Here is a 16335-nt window from a genome sequence, read left to right as displayed (position 1 = left end):
CATGTGCGGTGCGAAGGCCGGCGGCCCGGACCTGGCAGGAGTTGACGTGGCGAACGAGACGATCATCCAGGGTTCGGTGACCCGAGACGGCGAGCCGGTCAACGGCTACGTCCGGCTGCTGGACGAGGGCGGGGAGTTCACGGCCGAGGTGCCGACCTCGGCGACCGGCCAGTTCCGGTTCTTCGCCCGCCCGGGCAAGTGGACCCTGCGCGCGCTGGTGCCGGGCCAGACCGTGGACCGCCAGGTGGTGGCCTCCCAGGGCGCCGCCGTCGAGGTCGCGATCGCGGTCTGAGCGGTCTGAGCGGATCGACCGGTCGGAGCTGATCGAGCGGATCGACCGGTCCGGTCAGTACGGATGCCACGCCGAGGGCCCCTGCCGAGCAGGGGCCCTCGGCCGTACCGTGGAGGGGTGCAGGCAAGGCGGCGGCGTCGCTACTACTTCGCCATGATGGGCGTGTGCCTCGGCCTCTTCGTCATGGCCTGGGGCGTGGTGCGCTTCTACTCGGTGGGTGCGGCGATCGGCATGTGCGTGGTCGCGATGGTGATCCCGCCGGTCGCCGCGGTGTTCGCCAACAAGCGGGATCCGGACGACGACTGGTGGAACGACCCGCGCTGGGAGGACCCGAAGTGGGACGAGCCCGGCCACGACCGGGACCGCCCCGACCACGAGCGGCGCGACTCCCGGGACACGTAGCCCGCGGCCGACGGCCGGACCGCGGGCTCCGGTGCGCGGCCTAGTAGACGAGCGCCTGGATGCCGTCCGCCATGATCTCGCTGACGAAGACCTGGGCGCCCGCGATCCGGACGCCCTCGACGGTGTCCTTCTGCTCGATCCCGCGCCGGGCCGCGCACTGGGTGCACAGCGTCACCGAGCCGGCCGCCAGGATGGCGTCCAGCAGGTCCGGCAGCGGCGCCGCGTGCGGCAGCTCGAACTCCGCCGCCCGGTCCGGCAGCGCGAACCACGAGGACTCCCCGGTCAGCCAGAGCGACACCTCGATCCCGCTGGCGACGGCCACCGCCGCCACCGTGAACGCCTGTGAGCACCGCTCCGGCGCGTCCGCCCCTGCGGTGACCTTGATGACCAGTTTCTTCGACATGGCGCCACCCTAGAGGGCCCGTCACCCCCGCCGTCCGTCATCCCCGGAACCCTTGGGGAAACCTTGGGCGGCGTGGTAGCGGCGGCGCGAACGGCGACGTGGTGGGGCTCACCGCGACCGGCCGGAGCCCGGCCGATACAGTGAGCGCAGCAAAATCCACCACACTGTCGCCGCCTGGGAGCCCCCCGTGTCCGGTCTGGAAATCTTCTTCGACGGTCTGCTGGCGTTCGTCGCCGTGCTGATCACCTGGTTCGCCATCTTCTCCGTGATGAAGCTCTACCAGGGCCAGCGCTGAGCCTGCCGTACGGTTGAGGCAGCCCCACCCCGACGACGACAGCGACCAGGAACATGATCGAGATCCCCTCTGACCTCCACAAGGACGTCGTGCCGCTCGCCTTCCTCCTCGGCACCTGGGAGGGCGCGGGCGTGTACGCCCCGCTGCCCGGTGAAGGGGGCCCGGGCGAGGAGAAGTGCAACTTCGGCCAGGAGATCGTGATCCGGCACGACGGCCGCCCCTTCCTGGAGTTCCGCTCCCGCACCTGGGTGCTGGACAACGAGGGCGAGAAGGTCCGTCCGCTGGAGAACGAGCACGCGTTCTGGCGCATCACGAGCAACCACGACGGCACCAGCGGCGTCCGGGGGATCGAGATCTCCTCCGTCCGTGACGACGGCACGGTCGAGATCTGGTACGGCGAGCTGGCCGACGGCAAGCCCCAGGTCGACGTCTCCACCGACGCGGTGGCCCGGATCGAGGGCTCGCCGGAGTACTCGGGCGGCAAGCGGCTGTACGGCTTCGTCAACGGCGAACTGCTCTGGGTCGGCGAGAAGGCCGCCCCGAACGTGCCGCTGCGCCCGTACATGTCCGCGCAGTTGAAGAAGGTGCTCAGCCCGGCCCAGCTGATCAAGGACATCAACGACCTGCCGGACGACGGCATCGCCTTCTTCAAGTAGGCACGGCTCAGCCGACAGCTACAGCCGACAGCTACAGTCCGCGCAAGCGTAGGGACCGGCCCGCCGCCGGTCCCTACACTTGCATCAGGAACCCCGACCTTGGCAGGGACAGCACCGTGGCGGACACCGGCACCACCGACTGGCAGCCCTCCGGCGACTGGCACCTCTCCGACGACTGGAAGGCGGACCTGCGCGAGCGCGGCTACCGGCTCACCCCGCAGCGGCAGCTCGTGCTGGAGGCCGTCGACGTCCTCGACCACGCGACCCCCGACGAGATCCTCGGCCACGTCCGGCAGACCGCCAGCGGCGTCAACATCTCCACCGTCTACCGGACCCTGGAGCTGCTGGAGGAGCTGGGCCTGGTCTCGCACGCCCACCTCGGCCACGGCGCCCCGACGTACCACCTGGCCGGCCGCCACCACCACCTGCACCTGGTCTGCCGGGACTGCGAGAAGGTCACCGAGACCGGCACCGAGATCGCCCAGCCGCTGATCGACAGCCTGCGCGCGCAGCACGGCTTCGACACCGACCTCAAGCATTTCGCCATCTTCGGCCGCTGCGCCGACTGCACCGCCAAGCTCGCCGGCGGCCGGCCGTAAGCTGGCCGGTATGACCGGTGTGAAGAGCCCGCTGCTTGCCCTGCCCGGAGCCGTCCCCGCCGAGGGGGCCGACGAAGGCGTCGCCGCCCACTACGGCGACATCTTCCGGGAGCAACGCAGCCTCTCGCAGGGCGCCGGCTTCGTCGACCTCTCGCACCGCGGGGTCGTCACCGTCACCGGCTCGGACCGGCTCACCTGGCTGCACCTGCTGCTCACCCAGCACGTCAGCGACCTCCCGCCGCAGCAGGCCGCCGAGGCGCTGGTGCTCTCCCCGAACGGGCACGTCGAGCACGCGCTCTACCTGGTCGACGACGGCACCACCACCTGGGCGCACGTCGAGCCGGGCACCCAGGGCGCGCTGGTGGCCTACCTGGAGAGCATGAAGTTCTTCTACCGGGTGGAGGTCGCCGACGCGACCGCCGACTACGCCGTGGTGCACCTGCCGGCCGGCTCCACCGCCTCCGTCGAGGGCGCCGCCGCCGTCCGCGAACTCCCGTACGGGCGGGACCTGTTCGTGCCGCGCGGCGAACTGGCGGAGCTCACCGCCGGGTACGGCCCGGCGGCCGGGGTCTGGGCGTACGAGGCCCTGCGGATCGAGGACCACCGGCCCCGGCTCGGCTTCGAGACCGACCACCGGACCATCCCGCACGAGGTGGACTGGCTGCGCACCGCCGTCCACCTGCAGAAGGGCTGCTACCGCGGTCAGGAGACCGTCGCCCGGGTGCACAACCTGGGGCGGCCGCCGCGCCGACTGGTCTTCCTGCACCTGGACGGCACCGAGGAGACCCTGCCCCCGCACGGCACCGAGGTGCGGCTGTCCACCGACCCGGACGGACGGGCGCTGGGCTTCGTGACCTCCTCGGCCCGGCACCACGAGCTGGGGCCGATCGCGCTGGCCATCGTCAAGCGGAACGTCCCGGTGGACGCGGTGCTGCTGGCCGGGACGGTGCCGGGCACCCAGGACGTGATCGTCCCGCAGTAGGCGGGCCGGCCGGGGGCGGGCTCAGACCTCGACGAGGACGGTGAACGGGCCGTCGTTGACCAGCGCCACCTGCATGTCGGCGCCGAACCGGCCCGTCTCCACCTTGGCGCCCAGCGCCCGCAGCCGGGCGACCACCTCGTCCACCAGCGGCTCGGCGACCGGGCCGGGGGCGGCGGCGTTCCAGGTGGGGCGGCGGCCCTTGCGCGCGTCGCCGTACAGGGTGAACTGGCTGATCACCAGCAGCGGGGCGCCGAGGTCCGAGCAGCTCTGCTCGACGCCCTCGTCGTCGGCCGGCAGCAGCCGCAGCGTCCAGAGCTTGCGGGCCAGCCGGGCGGCCTCGGCGGGGGTGTCGTCGTGGGTGACGCCGACCAGGACGCAGAGCCCGGGCCCCTCGATCGCGCCGACGGTCTCACCGGCCACGGTCACCCGGGCCTCGGTCACTCGCTGCACCACTGCTCGCATGCCGCCATTGTGCCGGAGGGCCGTACGGACGCCGGAGGCCCCCGGGGGCCGTGCGGGCCGGGGGGCCCGGGGGCCGTGCGGGCCGGGGGCCCGGGGGCCCTGGCGGACGTGGCGGGTGGCCGCGGCAGGGGCGGGCCCGCCTCCCTCCCGTCCTCGGCCCGGCGGCCGCGCGCCTCTTCCCGCGCATGCCGGGGGCCGGTGCGCCCCGCCCGCTCCACGCGCCCTCCGCCCGCCCCGTCGTGTCCCCCACGTGCGTCACAGGGGTCTCCCGGAGCGCACGCGAGGGGCGCTCGTAAGGATGGCGAGCGCCGTGAGGTGCACGCCTGCGCTGGTTCGGGCGCCACTCTTCCTGCGGAAAGCACTGGTCGTATCAGCCACCCCTGTTCGCCAGGGGGCCGTTCGGGTGCACGGGCGGTGCGCGCGCGCCGCACGGGGTGGCACGCTGGTGGACGGCAGGAAGGGTCCGGGGCGCCATGAGGTCCGCCGCGCCGGGCCCGGGGTTCGGCCGGGCGGTCGATCCGCTCGGTCAGGCGTTCGGACGGTGTCGCCCCGGCGGGTGGTCGCGGCCCGGAGTCGGAACCTCCGGGGGATTCCCGGACGTGCCGACGGACGGGACACCGGGCCCGTCGGGGGACGGGCCGGACCGGCGGCAGGGACGGAGTGCCGCGAGCGGGCGGGATCGGACGACGGCAGGTGGTTGGGTGATGGACGCGAGCAGCGCGGCGCGGGACCGGTCCGGGCAGGTGGCGCAGGCCCCCGGGGGCCCGCGCGGCCCTGCGGGGCCCGCGGAGGACGAGCCCGATCTGGAGCGGCTGGGCCTGGACCAGCTGAGGGTGCTGCGCCGGGAGACCCTGGAGCAGGAGGCCGACCTGTCGTACCTACGGCGCCTGCTGCACGGGCGGATGGACATCCTGCGCGCCGAACTGGACCGGCGGCCCGGCGCGGACACGGCCCGTACGGCCGGTGCGCCCGGCCCCGACCCGGCGGCCGGCGACCTGCTGGACCGGCTGCCGGCCATCCTGACCGACGCGCCCTCCACGGTCCGGCGTTCGGCCCGGCACGTCACCCTCGGCCCGCCGCGCACCCAGGAGTCCCAGGTGGAGGCGGACGCCCTGATGGGCGACGTCCAGCTCGCCGACCTGGCCGCCCATCCGGCCGAGGAGCTGCTGGCCGCCCTGGAGCGGCTGCGGGCGCACGAGCGGGAGGTGTCCGGACGGCGCCGGCTGCTGCTGCGCACGGCCGACGGTTGCAACGCCGAGATCACCCGCAGGTACCGTGATGGGGAAGCACGGGTCGACGACCTGCTCGCAGGGGGGCCGCTCTGACCGGGTGAGTCGCTGCGGGCGGGTGGGGCCCGGCTCGCTCCAGGCCCACCCTCGCCCCGGAAGGCTCAACCGCCATGCCCCAGCTCCCCGTCGCGCCCGTCCTCGCCGAGGTCATACGCTCCGGTTTCGTCGAGGGCCGTCACCACGGGTCCTTGGCGCTGCTCGCCGCCGACGGCTCGGTCGAGTTCGCGCTGGGCGATCCGGACGCGCCGGTCTTCCCGCGGTCGACCGCCAAGCCGTTCCAGGCGGTGGCCACGCTGTGGGCCGGGCTGGCGATCGAGGGCGAGCTGCTGGCGCTGGCGGCCTCCAGCCACTCTGCAGAATCGTTCCACCTCACCGGCGTGCGGGCCATCCTCGGCTCGGCCGGGCTCGACGAGTCGGCCCTCCGCACCCCCGCCGACCTCCCGCTGGACGAGACCGAGGCGGAGCTGCTGCTCGCCTCCGGCGGCCGCCGCGCCCCGATCCTGATGGACTGCTCCGGCAAGCACGCCGGCTGGCTGGCCGCCTGCGCGGCCAACGGCTGGGACACCGCGACCTACCTCGACCCGGCCCACCCGATCCAGCGGCTGGCCCGCGAGGCCCTGGAGCAGGCCACCGGGGAGACCCCCTCCCACGCCGGGGTCGACGGCTGCGGCGCACCGCTGCTGGCCGTCTCGCTGACCGGCCTGGCCCGCGGGTACCGCGGCCTGCTGCTGGCCGCCGAGGACACCGCGCCGCGTCGGGTCGCCGACGCGATGCGCGCCCACCCGGAGTACGTGGCCGGCACCCGCCGGGCCGACACCTGGCTGATGCGCGCCGTCCCGGGCGCGCTGTCCAAGATGGGCGCCGAGGCCGTCCAGGTGGTGGCGCTGCCGGACGGACGGGCCCTGGCCTTCAAGATCGACGACGGCGGCGAGCGGGCCCGCGGCCCGGTGCTGGCGGCGGCGCTGCGCCGGCTCGGGGTGACGGGGGCGGACGAGGCCGTCGAGCGGATCGGCGCGGCCCCGCTGCTCGGCGGCGGCGCGCCGGTGGGGCAGGTGCGGGCGGCGTTCTAGGTCCGTCCGGTCTTCCGGACCCGTCCGGCGGTCGGGGCGGGTCCGGGGACCGTCCGGCCTCCGCGTCGGCATCCGGCCGGCGGCCCGGCGGCCGTCGTCGGGGTGCGGGCGGCGCGGGGCCGGTGCACGGTGGACCGGGGGCCGTCGCACAGCTGAGGGAGTCCGCCATGACCGACCATGTGTACCGGGTGACCGAGATCGTCGGGTCCTCGACCGAGAGCGTCGACGCCGCGATCCGCAACGGGGTGGAGCGGGCCGCCCGGACGCTGCGCAACCTCGACTGGTTCGAGGTGGGGCAGGTCCGCGGCCATCTGGAGGACGGCCGGATCAAGCACTACCAGGTCTGCATCAAGGTCGGCTTCCGGCTGGAGGACTGACCCGGACGCGCCGGAGGCCGGGGCCCGCGGACGGATCCGCGTACCCCGGCCTCGGTGCTGTCCCGACCTGCCTCGAACCGTCCTGGTCGAACGAGATCGGAACGACGGCTCAGTGGCCGCCCTGCTCCGCCAGACGCTTGATCGAAGCGGTGACCTCGGCCTCGGCCTCGGCACGGCCGACCCAGTTGGCGCCCTCGACGGACTTGCCGGGCTCCAGGTCCTTGTAGACCTCGAAGAAGTGCTGGATCTCCAGGCGGTCGAACTCCGACACGTGGTGGATGTCGCGCAGGTGCTCCCAGCGCGGGTCGGTCGCCGGGACGCACAGCAGCTTGTCGTCGCCGCCGGCCTCGTCGGTCATCTGGAACATGCCGATGGCGCGGCACTTGATGAGGCAGCCCGGGAAGGTCGGCTCGTCCAGGATCACCAGCGCGTCCAGCGGGTCGCCGTCCTCGCCGAGCGTGCCCTCCACGTAGCCGTAGTCGGCCGGGTAGCGGGTCGAGGTGAAGAGCATCCGGTCGAGCCGCAGACGACCGGTCTCGTGGTCGACCTCGTACTTGTTACGAGAGCCCTTCGGGATTTCGATAAGGACGTCGAACTCCAACGGTTCCTCCAAGGTAGGGACTGACAGAATCCAAGTGTCTCCTACGGGAGTACGTGCTCGGGAAAGGGGCCGGTCGGTGGGAGCAGGGGGAGGGGCGGCGCGCCGCCGCAGGGGGACGGCCGCGGGGCTGTTCGGAGCGGCGCTGCTCGTCGCGAGTACGGTCCTGGCCGCGGGCGGAGCGTACGCGCAGCCGTCCCCGTCCCCGTCCCCGGGCGGACACAGCACCGGGCAGGGCGAGGGCGACGGCCAGGGCGACCACGACGGCCAGGGCGACCACGACGGCGGGAAGAAGGGCGGCGACCAGGGGAAGGGCGGCGCCAGGCCGCGGACCGGCGACAGCCCGGGCGGCACCGCGACCCGCCGGGCCGTGCCGCCCGGCTCCCCCGCGGCCGGTGGCAGCGGCCCGTCCGCCGCGCTCCCGGCCCCCGCGCCGGGCGCCGTGCTGGCCGCGGCCGCTCCGGGGGCCACGGTCCCCACCGCGCAGGGCCTCCAGCAGGCGCTCGCCGCCGCCCTCGCCGACCACGGCCTCGGCGACGTCACGTTCGCCGTCGCGGACGCCGCCGACGGCCGGCTCCTGTACGGCTCCGGGGAGAACAACCCGGCCATCCCCGCCTCCACCACCAAGCTGGCCACCTCGATCGCGGCGCTGTCCCTGATCCCCGGTGACACCCGGCTGAGCACGAAGGTGGTCCGCGGTGCCGAGCCGGGCACGATCACCCTGGTCGGCGGCGGTGACCCGACGCTCACCGTCCTGCCCGCCGACCAGGTGCTGGTCGGCGGGCAGCCCGTCGACGCCGACACCGCCCCCGCGTCGCTGGACGAACTCGCCCGGCAGACCGCCGCGGTCCTCTCCGCGGCCGGCACCACCTCGGTCAAGCTCGACTACGACCTGTCGATGTACGCGGGCAGCCCGCAGCACCCGAACCACGACGCGGAGAACATCGCCCTGGTCGTCCCCCTGATGGTGGACGAGGCCAAGGTGGATCCGAAGAGCCGCGAGGAGGCGCCGGCCCGCGTCGCCGACCCGGCCGGCGCGGCCGCCGGGGCCTTCGCCGCCATGCTGAAGGCCCGGGGCATCACCGTGGAGGGCAGGGCGAAGCCCGCCGCCGCCCCGGCAGCCGCGGCCGCGGCCGTCCTCGGGCGGGTCGAATCGCCCACGATCGACCGGTTGGTCGAGCGCCTGCTGACCACCTCCGACAACCAGATCGCCGAGGCGATCGCCCGTCAGGCGGCCCTCGCCGCCCACCAGCCGGCCGGCTTCGAGGGGGCGGCCACCGCCGTCACCCAGGAGCTCACCCGGCTGGGCGTGCCGATGGCCGGCGTCGCCCTCAACGACGGCAGCGGCCTGAACCCGGGCAACCAGATCCCGCCGGTGGTGCTGACCAGGCTCCTCTCCCTGGCCGCCTCCGACCAGCACCCGGCCCTGCGCCCGGTCCTCACCGGCCTCCCGGTCGCGGGCTTCACCGGCACCCTCGGCAAGCGGTACGGCTCGGGTTCCGGCGCCGCCGACGCCGCCGGGCTGATCCGCGCCAAGACCGGCACCCTGAAAGGCGTCAACACCCTCGCCGGCACCGTCGTCGACGCCGACGGACGCCTCCTGGTCTTCGCCGTCATGACCCGCACCCCCATCACGGCCTCCGCCGACGTCGCCCGCGCCGCGATGGACCGCATCGCCGCCCAGCTCACCGCCTGCGGCTGCCACTGAGCCGCCCCCGCCGCGGGGCCCGGGGCGGACCCCGCCTGCCGCCGAGCCGGGTGCCGGTCGCCGTCGACCGGTCGGCCCGGGCGGGAGGTGTTGGCCCCGGGTGGCTCCCGTTGTCCGGGGGGAGCACGTACGGTGAGGGCATGACGAGCGCGAGTGGCGGTGCTGACATGGTCGACTGGAACCTCGCGGTCGCGACTGCGACCAGGCTGGTGCGGCCGGGGCCCGAGGTGAGCCGGGCGGAGGCGGCGGCGGTGGTCGCCGAGCTGCGCCGGCACGCCCTGGAGGCGGAGGAGCACGTGCGGGCGTTCACCGGCATGCGGTCGTCGAGCCTGGCCCAGGCCGTGGCGACGCCGGTGCTGGTGGTCGACCGCCCCGGGTGGGTGCGGGCGAACGTGGCGGGCTTCCGTACGGTCGTCCAGCCGCTGGTGGAGAAGCTGCAGGCGCGTCGGGCGAACAGCGCGACGGCCGGAGTGTTCGGCGCGGTGGGGGAGAAGGCCACCGGCATCGAGGTCGGGGCGCTGCTGGCGTTCCTGGCGACGAAGGTGCTGGGCCAGTACGAGACCTTCGCACCGGCCGAGCCCTCGCTGGAGGCCCCGGACAGCCCGGCGGCGCTGTTCGACAAGCCGCGGCTGGGGCCGGACGGCCCCGGGCCGGGCCGGCTGCTGCTGGTGGCGCCGAACATCGTGCACGTCGAGCGGGAGCTGGACGTCGACCCGTCCGACTTCCGGCTCTGGGTCTGCCTGCACGAGGAGACGCACCGGACGCAGTTCACCGCGGTGCCGTGGCTGCGCGACCACATCCAGTCCGAGGTGCAGTCCTTCCTCTCCGAGACGGACGTCGACCCGGGTGCCCTGCTGGACCGCCTGCGTGAGGCGGCCGGCTCGCTCGGCGGCCTGCCGGGAGTGGGCGGCCGGGAGGGCGCCTCCTCGTCGAGCCTCCTGGAGATCGTCCAGTCGCCCGCGCAGCGCGAGATCCTCGGCCGGCTGACGGCCGTGATGTCGCTGCTGGAGGGCCACGCGGACGTGGTGATGGACGGCGTGGGCCCGGCCGTGGTGCCGACGGTCGCGGAGATCCGGGAGAAGTTCCAGCAGCGCCGGGACCGCGGCGCGAACCGGCTCGACCTGCTGCTGCGCCGACTGCTGGGCATGGACGCGAAGCTGCGGCAGTACCAGGACGGCGCGGTGTTCGTGCGCGGGGTGGTGGAGCAGGTCGGCATGGAGGGGTTCAACCGGGTGTGGACCTCCCCGAACACCCTGCCGACCAAGGAGGAGATCCACGATCCGGCCGCCTGGGTGGCCCGGGTGGCCCGCTGAGCGCCCGACCCTGACGCGGTACGGGCGCGAGCCGGGCGGCAAGCGGCGCGGGGCGGTCAAACCCGCTCGTACGAGTGGTCCAATCGGGCAGATGACGAGTGAAGAAGCGTTTCTTCATTCACCCGAACGTGGGACGGTGGTCGTACCGGTGGCGCGGGTGGCGTAGCGGGTCGCTCCTTTCTGCCACCATCTGTGAGCGCCCGGTAACAGGGTGCGCACGCAGGTGCGCGGTTCCCGCCGCCCGCCGCAGTCCTGTCCCCCCTCCGTCGAGGAGTCGTCCGCCGTGGGCCCTCACCCCGCCGTCGCCGCGATACGCCTGGCCGTTCGCCGCACGCTCACCGACCTCGCCGCCGAGGCCGGTTCCACCTTCACCGCGCCCGTCCGCGAGCCCCGCGAGCGCCCGGCCGGAGCGCCGCTGGTGGGTGCCGCCGTCGGCACCACCCTGATCGGCAACGCCGCGCGCCACCCGTCCGGGCTGCCCCGCACCCCCGCCGCGCCGGGCTCGCCGCTGGTCCTGGTCGCCGTCAGCGGCGGCGCCGACTCGATGGCGCTGGCCATCGCCGCCGCCTTCGAAGCCCCCAAGATCGGCCTGCGGGTCGGCGCCGTCACCGTCGACCACGGCCTGCAGGCCGGCTCCGCCGAGCGCGCCGCGCAGGTGGCCGAGCGGCTGCGCTCGCTCGGCCTCGACCCGGTCGAGGCCGTCCCGGTGCGCGTCGGCCGCGCCGGCGGCCCGGAGGCCGCCGCCCGGGACGCCCGCTACGCGGCCCTGGACGAGGCCGCCGACCGCCACGGCGCGGTCGCCGTGCTGCTCGGCCACACCCGGGACGACCAGGCCGAGACGGTGCTGCTCGGGCTGGCCCGGGGCTCGGGCTCCCGCTCGCTGGCCGGGATGCCGGCCCACAAGGGCCGCTACCGCCGCCCGCTGCTGGAGCTGGACCGGGCGGCCACCCGGCAGGCCTGCTCCGCCCAGTCGATCCCGGTCTGGGACGACCCGCACAACTGTGATCCCGCCTACACCCGCTCCCGGGTCCGCCACGAGGTGCTGCCGGTCCTGGAGAAGCACCTGGGCGGCGGCGTGGTCGAGGCGCTGGCCCGTACCGCCCGGCTGTTCCGTGACGACGCCGACGCCCTCGACCAGTGGGCCTCCCTGGCCGAACGCGACCTCCGTACGGGCGAAGGCACCCTGGACGCCGTGAAACTGGCCGAACTGCCGTCGGCCGTGCGCCGGCGGGTCCTGCGCCGGGCCGCGCTGCGCGCGGGCTGTCCGGCCGGGGACCTGTTCGCCCGGCACCTGGAGACGATCGACCTGCTGGTCACCGGATGGCGCGGCCAGGGACCGCTGCACCTACCCGGGGGCGTCGAGGCCACCCGCAGGTGTGGCACGCTGGTCTTTCGGCGGCAGGGCGACTGACGGGCGAGGCATGCCCCGGGGGAGCCGGCCGCCGGCCACACAGACCCCGAACGTTTGAGGACGTATCCCCGGTGGACCAGAACGACATGGGCGCTGACCTCGCGAAGGTGCTCATCAGCAAGGACGAGATCGACGCCAAGCTCCTGGAGCTGGCCGAGCGCATCGACCGGGACTACGCAGGCAAGGACCTGCTGATCGTCGGCGTCCTCAAGGGGGCCGTGATGGTCATGGCCGACCTGGCCCGGGCCCTGCACTCGCAGGTCACCATGGACTGGATGGCCGTCTCCTCGTACGGGATGGGCACCAAGTCCTCCGGTGTGGTGCGGATCCTCAAGGACCTGGACACCGACATCGCCGGCCGTGACGTCCTGATCGTCGAGGACATCATCGACTCCGGTCTGACGCTGTCCTGGCTGCTGGGCAACCTGGGCTCGCGCGGCCCGGCCTCGCTGGAGGTCTGCACCCTGCTGCGCAAGCCGGACGCGGCCAAGGTCGAGATCGACGTGAAGTACGTCGGCTTCGACATTCCGAACGAGTTCGTGGTGGGCTACGGCCTGGACTACGCGGAGAAGCTGCGTAACCTCCCCTTCATCGGTACTCTCGCCCCGCACGTCTACGGCGGCTGAGGGTCCGTTCGGGCTAGGGGCGGGAACAGTACGCCGTTCCCGCCCGTTGGACCGTGGGACAAGAACCAAACCGTGTCGCCGTGCTCCCGCCATGGGCGGGTCCGACTGCGGTACGGTCCAATAAACCGCTCTTCACATGAGCACCGACCGGATGCGCTGCGGCTCACAGCCCCGCGGCGCCGCTGAGTGGCAGGAGGGACGGGGCGGCAACGCCCCGCATGGATGGACGTCAAGCGATACTTCCGTGCGCCGATCATGTGGATCGTGTTGGCCGTCCTCGCCGTCATCGTTTTGATGCAGGTCGTTTCGGATTCGAACGGCTACAAGACGGTGGACACCGGTCAGGTGGTCGCGGCGATCGACGCGCACAATGTCAAGTCGGCGCAGATCACCACTGGTGACTCGAACACGATCAAGATCCAGCTGAAGGACGGCGCAACGCTGCCCAGTGCCGGTACGGGCAAGGCCCCGTCCGGCAGCAAGTTCCAGGCCTCGTACATCGGCGACCAGGGCGTCGCGATCGCCGACAAGCTGCAGGCCCAGATCAACGACAAGGACGCGAGCACGCTCGCCGAGGGCTACACCGTCAGCCCGGAGAAGCAGAGCACCTTCGTCAGCCTGCTGCTGTCGATGCTCCCGATCGTGATCATCGTCCTGGTCTTCCTCTTCCTGATGAACCAGATGCAGGGCGGCGGCTCCCGCGTCATGCAGTTCGGCAAGTCGAAGGCCAAGCTGCTCACCAAGGACACCCCGAAGACCACCTTCGCCGACGTGGCGGGTGCGGACGAGGCGGTCGAGGAGCTCCACGAGATCAAGGAGTTCCTGCAGGAGCCGGCCAAGTTCCAGGCCGTCGGCGCCAAGATCCCCAAGGGCGTGCTGCTCTACGGTCCGCCCGGCACCGGCAAGACCCTGCTGGCGCGCGCCGTCGCGGGCGAGGCCGGGGTGCCGTTCTACTCCATCTCCGGCTCGGACTTCGTCGAGATGTTCGTCGGTGTCGGCGCCAGCCGCGTCCGCGACCTCTTCGAGCAGGCCAAGGCGAACGCCCCGGCGATCGTCTTCGTCGACGAGATCGACGCCGTCGGCCGGCACCGCGGTGCGGGCCTGGGCGGCGGCCACGACGAGCGCGAGCAGACCCTCAACCAGCTGCTGGTCGAGATGGACGGCTTCGACGTCAAGGGCGGCGTGATCCTGATCGCCGCGACCAACCGCCCCGACATCCTGGACCCGGCGCTGCTGCGCCCGGGCCGCTTCGACCGCCAGATCGCGGTCGAGCGCCCCGACCTCCAGGGCCGGCTGGACATCCTCAAGGTCCACCAGAAGGGCAAGCCGGTCGCGCCCGACGTCGACCTGTCGGCCGTCGCCAAGCGCACCCCCGGCTTCACCGGTGCGGACCTGGCGAACGTCCTCAACGAGGCCGCCCTGCTGACCGCCCGCTCGGACAAGAAGCTGGTCGACAACGTCACGCTGGACGAGGCGATCGACCGCGTCGTGGCCGGTCCGCAGAAGCGGACCCGGATCATGTCCGAGAAGGAGAAGAAGATCACCGCGTACCACGAGGGCGGCCACGCCCTGGTGGCGGCGGCGTGCCCCAACAGCGACCCGGTGCACAAGATCACGATCCTGTCGCGCGGCCGCGCCCTCGGGTACACCATGGTCCTGCCGGACGAGGACAAGTACTCCACCACCCGCAACGAGATGCTCGACCAGCTGGCCTACATGCTGGGCGGGCGCGCGGCCGAGGAACTGGTCTTCCACGACCCGACCACCGGCGCCTCGAACGACATCGAGAAGGCCACCGCCACGGCGCGGGCCATGGTCACCCAGTACGGCATGACCGAGCGCCTCGGTGCGATCAAGTTCGGCTCGGACAACTCGGAGCCGTTCCTGGGCCGCGAGATGGGCCACCAGCGCGACTACTCGGAAGAGGTCGCCGGGCTGGTCGACGAAGAGGTCAAGAAGCTCATCGAGAACGCGCACAACGAGGCCTGGGAGATCCTGGTCGAGAACCGCGACGTGCTCGACAACCTGGTTCTGGAACTCCTGGAGAAGGAGACCCTGAACAAGGAGCAGATCGCCGAGATCTTCGCGCCGATCGTCAAGCGCCCGGCCCGGCCGGCCTGGACGGGCTCGTCCCGCCGCACGCCGTCCACCCGGCCGCCGGTGCAGTCCCCGAAGGAGCTGGCGCTCACCAACGGCGCCGCCACCGCGGGGGACACCGCTCCGGTGGACGTCGTGAAGCTCCCGCCGATGCCGGCCTCCGAGCCGCCGGTCGAGGGCTGATCCGGCCCAGGCACCCAGGGAATGGATGCCGCGCCACCAGGGTTTGTACCCTGGAGGCGCGGCATCCGTGCTGTTCAGCCCGAGTCTTCTCCACACGTAAGCGAGGCCCGCATGATCGACCCGTTGACGCTCGACGGTCCGCCCGCCGTCGGTGCCTTCGACCAGAAGCGGGCCGAGAACGCCATCCGCGAGCTGTTGCTCGCCGTGGGAGAGGACCCGGACCGCGAGGGGCTGCTGGAGACCCCGGCCCGGGTGGCGCGCGCCTACAAGGAGATATTCGCGGGCCTGTGGCAGGTGCCCGAGGACGTCCTCACCACCACGTTCGACCTCGGCCACGACGAGATGGTGCTGGTCAAGGACATCGAGCTGACGTCGGTCTGCGAGCACCACCTGGTGCCGTTCCGGGGTGTGGCGCACGTCGGCTACATCCCGTCCACCAGCGGCAAGATCACCGGCCTGTCCAAGCTGGCCCGGCTGGTCGACGTCTACGCCCGCCGACCGCAGGTGCAGGAACGGCTGACCAGCCAGGTGGCCGACGCGCTGATGCGGATCCTGGAGCCGCGCGGAGCGATCGTCGTGATCGAGTGCGAGCACATGTGCATGTCGATGCGCGGCATCCGCAAGCCCGGCGCCAAGACCATCACCTCGTGCGTGCGCGGCCAGCTGCGCGACCCGGCCACCCGCGCCGAGGCGATGAGCCTCATCATCGGCCGGTAGGGCCGCCGGGCTCCGACGGGACGGCTCAGGGCACCTCGTGCTCCGCGTGCTGCGGAGCCGGGGTGCCCAGCGCGTTGCGCCGCTCCGGCATCCGCAGCGTGACCATCCGGCGCCAGCCGAGGACGCGGTCGTACAGGTAGAGCGCGTGCACCCCGAGGGTGACCACGGCGAGCTGCCGGCGCGGCCAGCGCAGGATCCGCGCCATCCGGGCGGTGACGGCGAGTCCGACGTCCCGGTGGGTGCGGATCTCGCCGCGGGCACTGGTCTCCAGGGCGTGCCGGACGTACGGGCCGTGGCCCTCGGCGACCAGCCGGAGCAGCTCCTCGTGGCAGTACGCGAGGTGGTTGTCCTCGTCGGCGGAGATCATCCGCATCGCCCGGCCGAGCTCGGGGTTGTCCCCGTACGCCTTGACCAGCTGGCGCATCTGCTCGGCGGCGCGCTGCTCGGTGACCCGGCTGTGCGCGAGGTAGGTGATGATCTCGCGGTCGGTCAGCGGGACGTCGCTGTTCAGCCGTTCGTGGGAGAGCCCGACGCCCTGGCGCTCCAGCAGCATGCAGTAGTCGGCCTCGTCCGGGACCGGCACCTTGGGCAGACCGCGCTTGTTCAGGAGCTGGGTGAAGATCCGGCCGTGCTTGCGCTCGTCGGCGCCGTGCCGGGCGATCTTCGGGGCGAGGACCGGATCCGAGGTCAGCGCGGCGATCCGCTCGTTCTCCCAGCCGCCCTGGTCCTCGCCGCCGGCCGCGATGCTGCAGAACAGCTGGTACGCCTGGTCGTTCCGGTAGATCTCGTTGAAGAGCGATCGGGTGCTCAGCACGGCGCCTCCTGCGCGGATCCGGGCGGCGCCCGCCGGGCGGC

Annotated in this window: 18 protein-coding genes; 14 read left to right on the top strand and 4 right to left on the bottom strand. The window is 73.2% G+C overall.

The annotated features are described in order from the left end of the window. Position 1: 1 nt before the first annotated feature. On the top strand, positions 2-292 hold the full coding sequence (locus IF30_RS0130680) for a DUF1416 domain-containing protein (RefSeq protein WP_030244525.1): 291 nt from the start codon (positions 2-4) through the stop codon (positions 290-292). 63 nt (positions 293-355) lie between these two features. Next, on the top strand, positions 356-694 hold the full coding sequence (locus IF30_RS0130675) for a DUF3099 domain-containing protein (protein ID WP_078891844.1): 339 nt from the start codon (positions 356-358) through the stop codon (positions 692-694). A 40-nt stretch (positions 695-734) separates the two neighbouring features. Here the strand turns inward: IF30_RS0130675 and IF30_RS0130670 are convergent, their stop codons facing one another. Next, complete coding sequence (locus tag IF30_RS0130670) at positions 735-1097, bottom strand: DsrE family protein (RefSeq protein WP_030244521.1); 363 nt, start codon at positions 1095-1097, stop codon at positions 735-737. Positions 1098-1445: 348 nt separating this feature from the next. On the opposite strand from IF30_RS0130670, the gene IF30_RS0130660 reads away from it, so the two are divergent. The 3 genes from IF30_RS0130660 to IF30_RS0130650 all read left to right on the top strand — a co-directional run bounded on the left by IF30_RS0130660 (position 1446) and on the right by IF30_RS0130650 (position 3629). Further along, positions 1446-2048 carry an FABP family protein gene (locus tag IF30_RS0130660; RefSeq protein ID WP_030244518.1) on the top strand — a complete coding sequence of 201 codons (603 nt, stop codon included), beginning with the start codon at positions 1446-1448 and terminating at the stop codon, positions 2046-2048. Between the two features lie 116 nt (positions 2049-2164). After that, on the top strand, positions 2165-2647 hold the full coding sequence (locus tag IF30_RS0130655) for a Fur family transcriptional regulator (RefSeq protein ID WP_051711584.1): 483 nt from the start codon (positions 2165-2167) through the stop codon (positions 2645-2647). 19 nt (positions 2648-2666) lie between these two features. Beyond that, the gene (locus IF30_RS0130650) at positions 2667-3629 is read left to right on the top strand and encodes a YgfZ/GcvT domain-containing protein (RefSeq protein ID WP_030244514.1); all 963 of its coding nucleotides are present in this window, start codon (positions 2667-2669) and stop codon (positions 3627-3629) included. A gap of 21 nt (positions 3630-3650) precedes the next feature. Here the strand turns inward: IF30_RS0130650 and dtd are convergent, their stop codons facing one another. After that, positions 3651-4091: a D-aminoacyl-tRNA deacylase gene (gene dtd, locus IF30_RS0130645; protein WP_030244512.1), complete on the bottom strand. Its 441-nt coding sequence runs from the start codon at positions 4089-4091 to the stop codon at positions 3651-3653. Between the two features lie 704 nt (positions 4092-4795). On the opposite strand from dtd, the gene IF30_RS0130640 reads away from it, so the two are divergent. The 3 genes from IF30_RS0130640 to IF30_RS0130630 all read left to right on the top strand — a co-directional run bounded on the left by IF30_RS0130640 (position 4796) and on the right by IF30_RS0130630 (position 6827). Beyond that, positions 4796-5416 (top strand): ABC transporter substrate-binding protein, encoded by a 621-nt coding sequence (locus IF30_RS0130640; RefSeq protein ID WP_234322905.1) that lies wholly within the window; start codon positions 4796-4798, stop codon positions 5414-5416. A gap of 74 nt (positions 5417-5490) precedes the next feature. Then, positions 5491-6450 (top strand): asparaginase, encoded by a 960-nt coding sequence (locus IF30_RS0130635; protein WP_030244509.1) that lies wholly within the window; start codon positions 5491-5493, stop codon positions 6448-6450. A gap of 167 nt (positions 6451-6617) precedes the next feature. Beyond that, positions 6618-6827, top strand: coding sequence for a dodecin (locus IF30_RS0130630; RefSeq protein ID WP_030244507.1), 210 nt, complete (start codon positions 6618-6620; stop codon positions 6825-6827). 109 nt (positions 6828-6936) lie between these two features. Here the strand turns inward: IF30_RS0130630 and IF30_RS0130625 are convergent, their stop codons facing one another. After that, positions 6937-7428, bottom strand: a complete 492-nt coding sequence (locus IF30_RS0130625; protein ID WP_030244505.1) for an inorganic diphosphatase — start codon at positions 7426-7428, stop codon at positions 6937-6939. 76 nt (positions 7429-7504) lie between these two features. Here IF30_RS0130625 and dacB point away from each other — a divergent pair, with 76 nt between their 5' ends. From dacB to folE, 6 genes are all read left to right on the top strand, one after another. Then, entirely contained in the window at positions 7505-9133 is a 1629-nt protein-coding gene (dacB, locus tag IF30_RS0130620) for a D-alanyl-D-alanine carboxypeptidase/D-alanyl-D-alanine-endopeptidase (protein WP_051711582.1), read from the top strand. Between the two features lie 140 nt (positions 9134-9273). Beyond that, entirely contained in the window at positions 9274-10446 is a 1173-nt protein-coding gene (locus IF30_RS0130615; RefSeq protein ID WP_030244501.1) for a zinc-dependent metalloprotease, read from the top strand. A gap of 283 nt (positions 10447-10729) precedes the next feature. Then, positions 10730-11857, top strand: coding sequence for a tRNA lysidine(34) synthetase TilS (gene tilS, locus IF30_RS0130610; protein ID WP_030244500.1), 1128 nt, complete (start codon positions 10730-10732; stop codon positions 11855-11857). A 71-nt stretch (positions 11858-11928) separates the two neighbouring features. Then, positions 11929-12483 (top strand): hypoxanthine phosphoribosyltransferase, encoded by a 555-nt coding sequence (gene hpt / locus IF30_RS0130605; RefSeq protein WP_030059589.1) that lies wholly within the window; start codon positions 11929-11931, stop codon positions 12481-12483. 222 nt (positions 12484-12705) lie between these two features. After that, a complete protein-coding gene (gene ftsH, locus IF30_RS0130600; protein ID WP_030244498.1) occupies positions 12706-14763 on the top strand; it encodes an ATP-dependent zinc metalloprotease FtsH in 2058 nt (685 codons plus the stop codon). A gap of 111 nt (positions 14764-14874) precedes the next feature. Continuing rightward, positions 14875-15480, top strand: coding sequence for a GTP cyclohydrolase I FolE (gene folE, locus IF30_RS0130595; RefSeq protein ID WP_030244496.1), 606 nt, complete (start codon positions 14875-14877; stop codon positions 15478-15480). 25 nt (positions 15481-15505) lie between these two features. Here folE and IF30_RS0130590 read toward each other — a convergent pair whose 3' ends face one another. Next, entirely contained in the window at positions 15506-16294 is a 789-nt protein-coding gene (locus tag IF30_RS0130590) for a ferritin-like domain-containing protein (protein ID WP_030244494.1), read from the bottom strand. Positions 16295-16335 lie beyond the last annotated feature (41 nt).

Origin of the sequence: Streptomyces sp. NRRL S-350 (assembly GCF_000719705.1) — a bacterium.
In the GTDB taxonomy this organism is placed as follows: Bacteria; Actinomycetota; Actinomycetes; order Streptomycetales; family Streptomycetaceae; genus Kitasatospora.
Note: the sequence above shows the minus strand (reverse complement) of the source record. Positions and strands in the feature narration are given on the sequence as shown.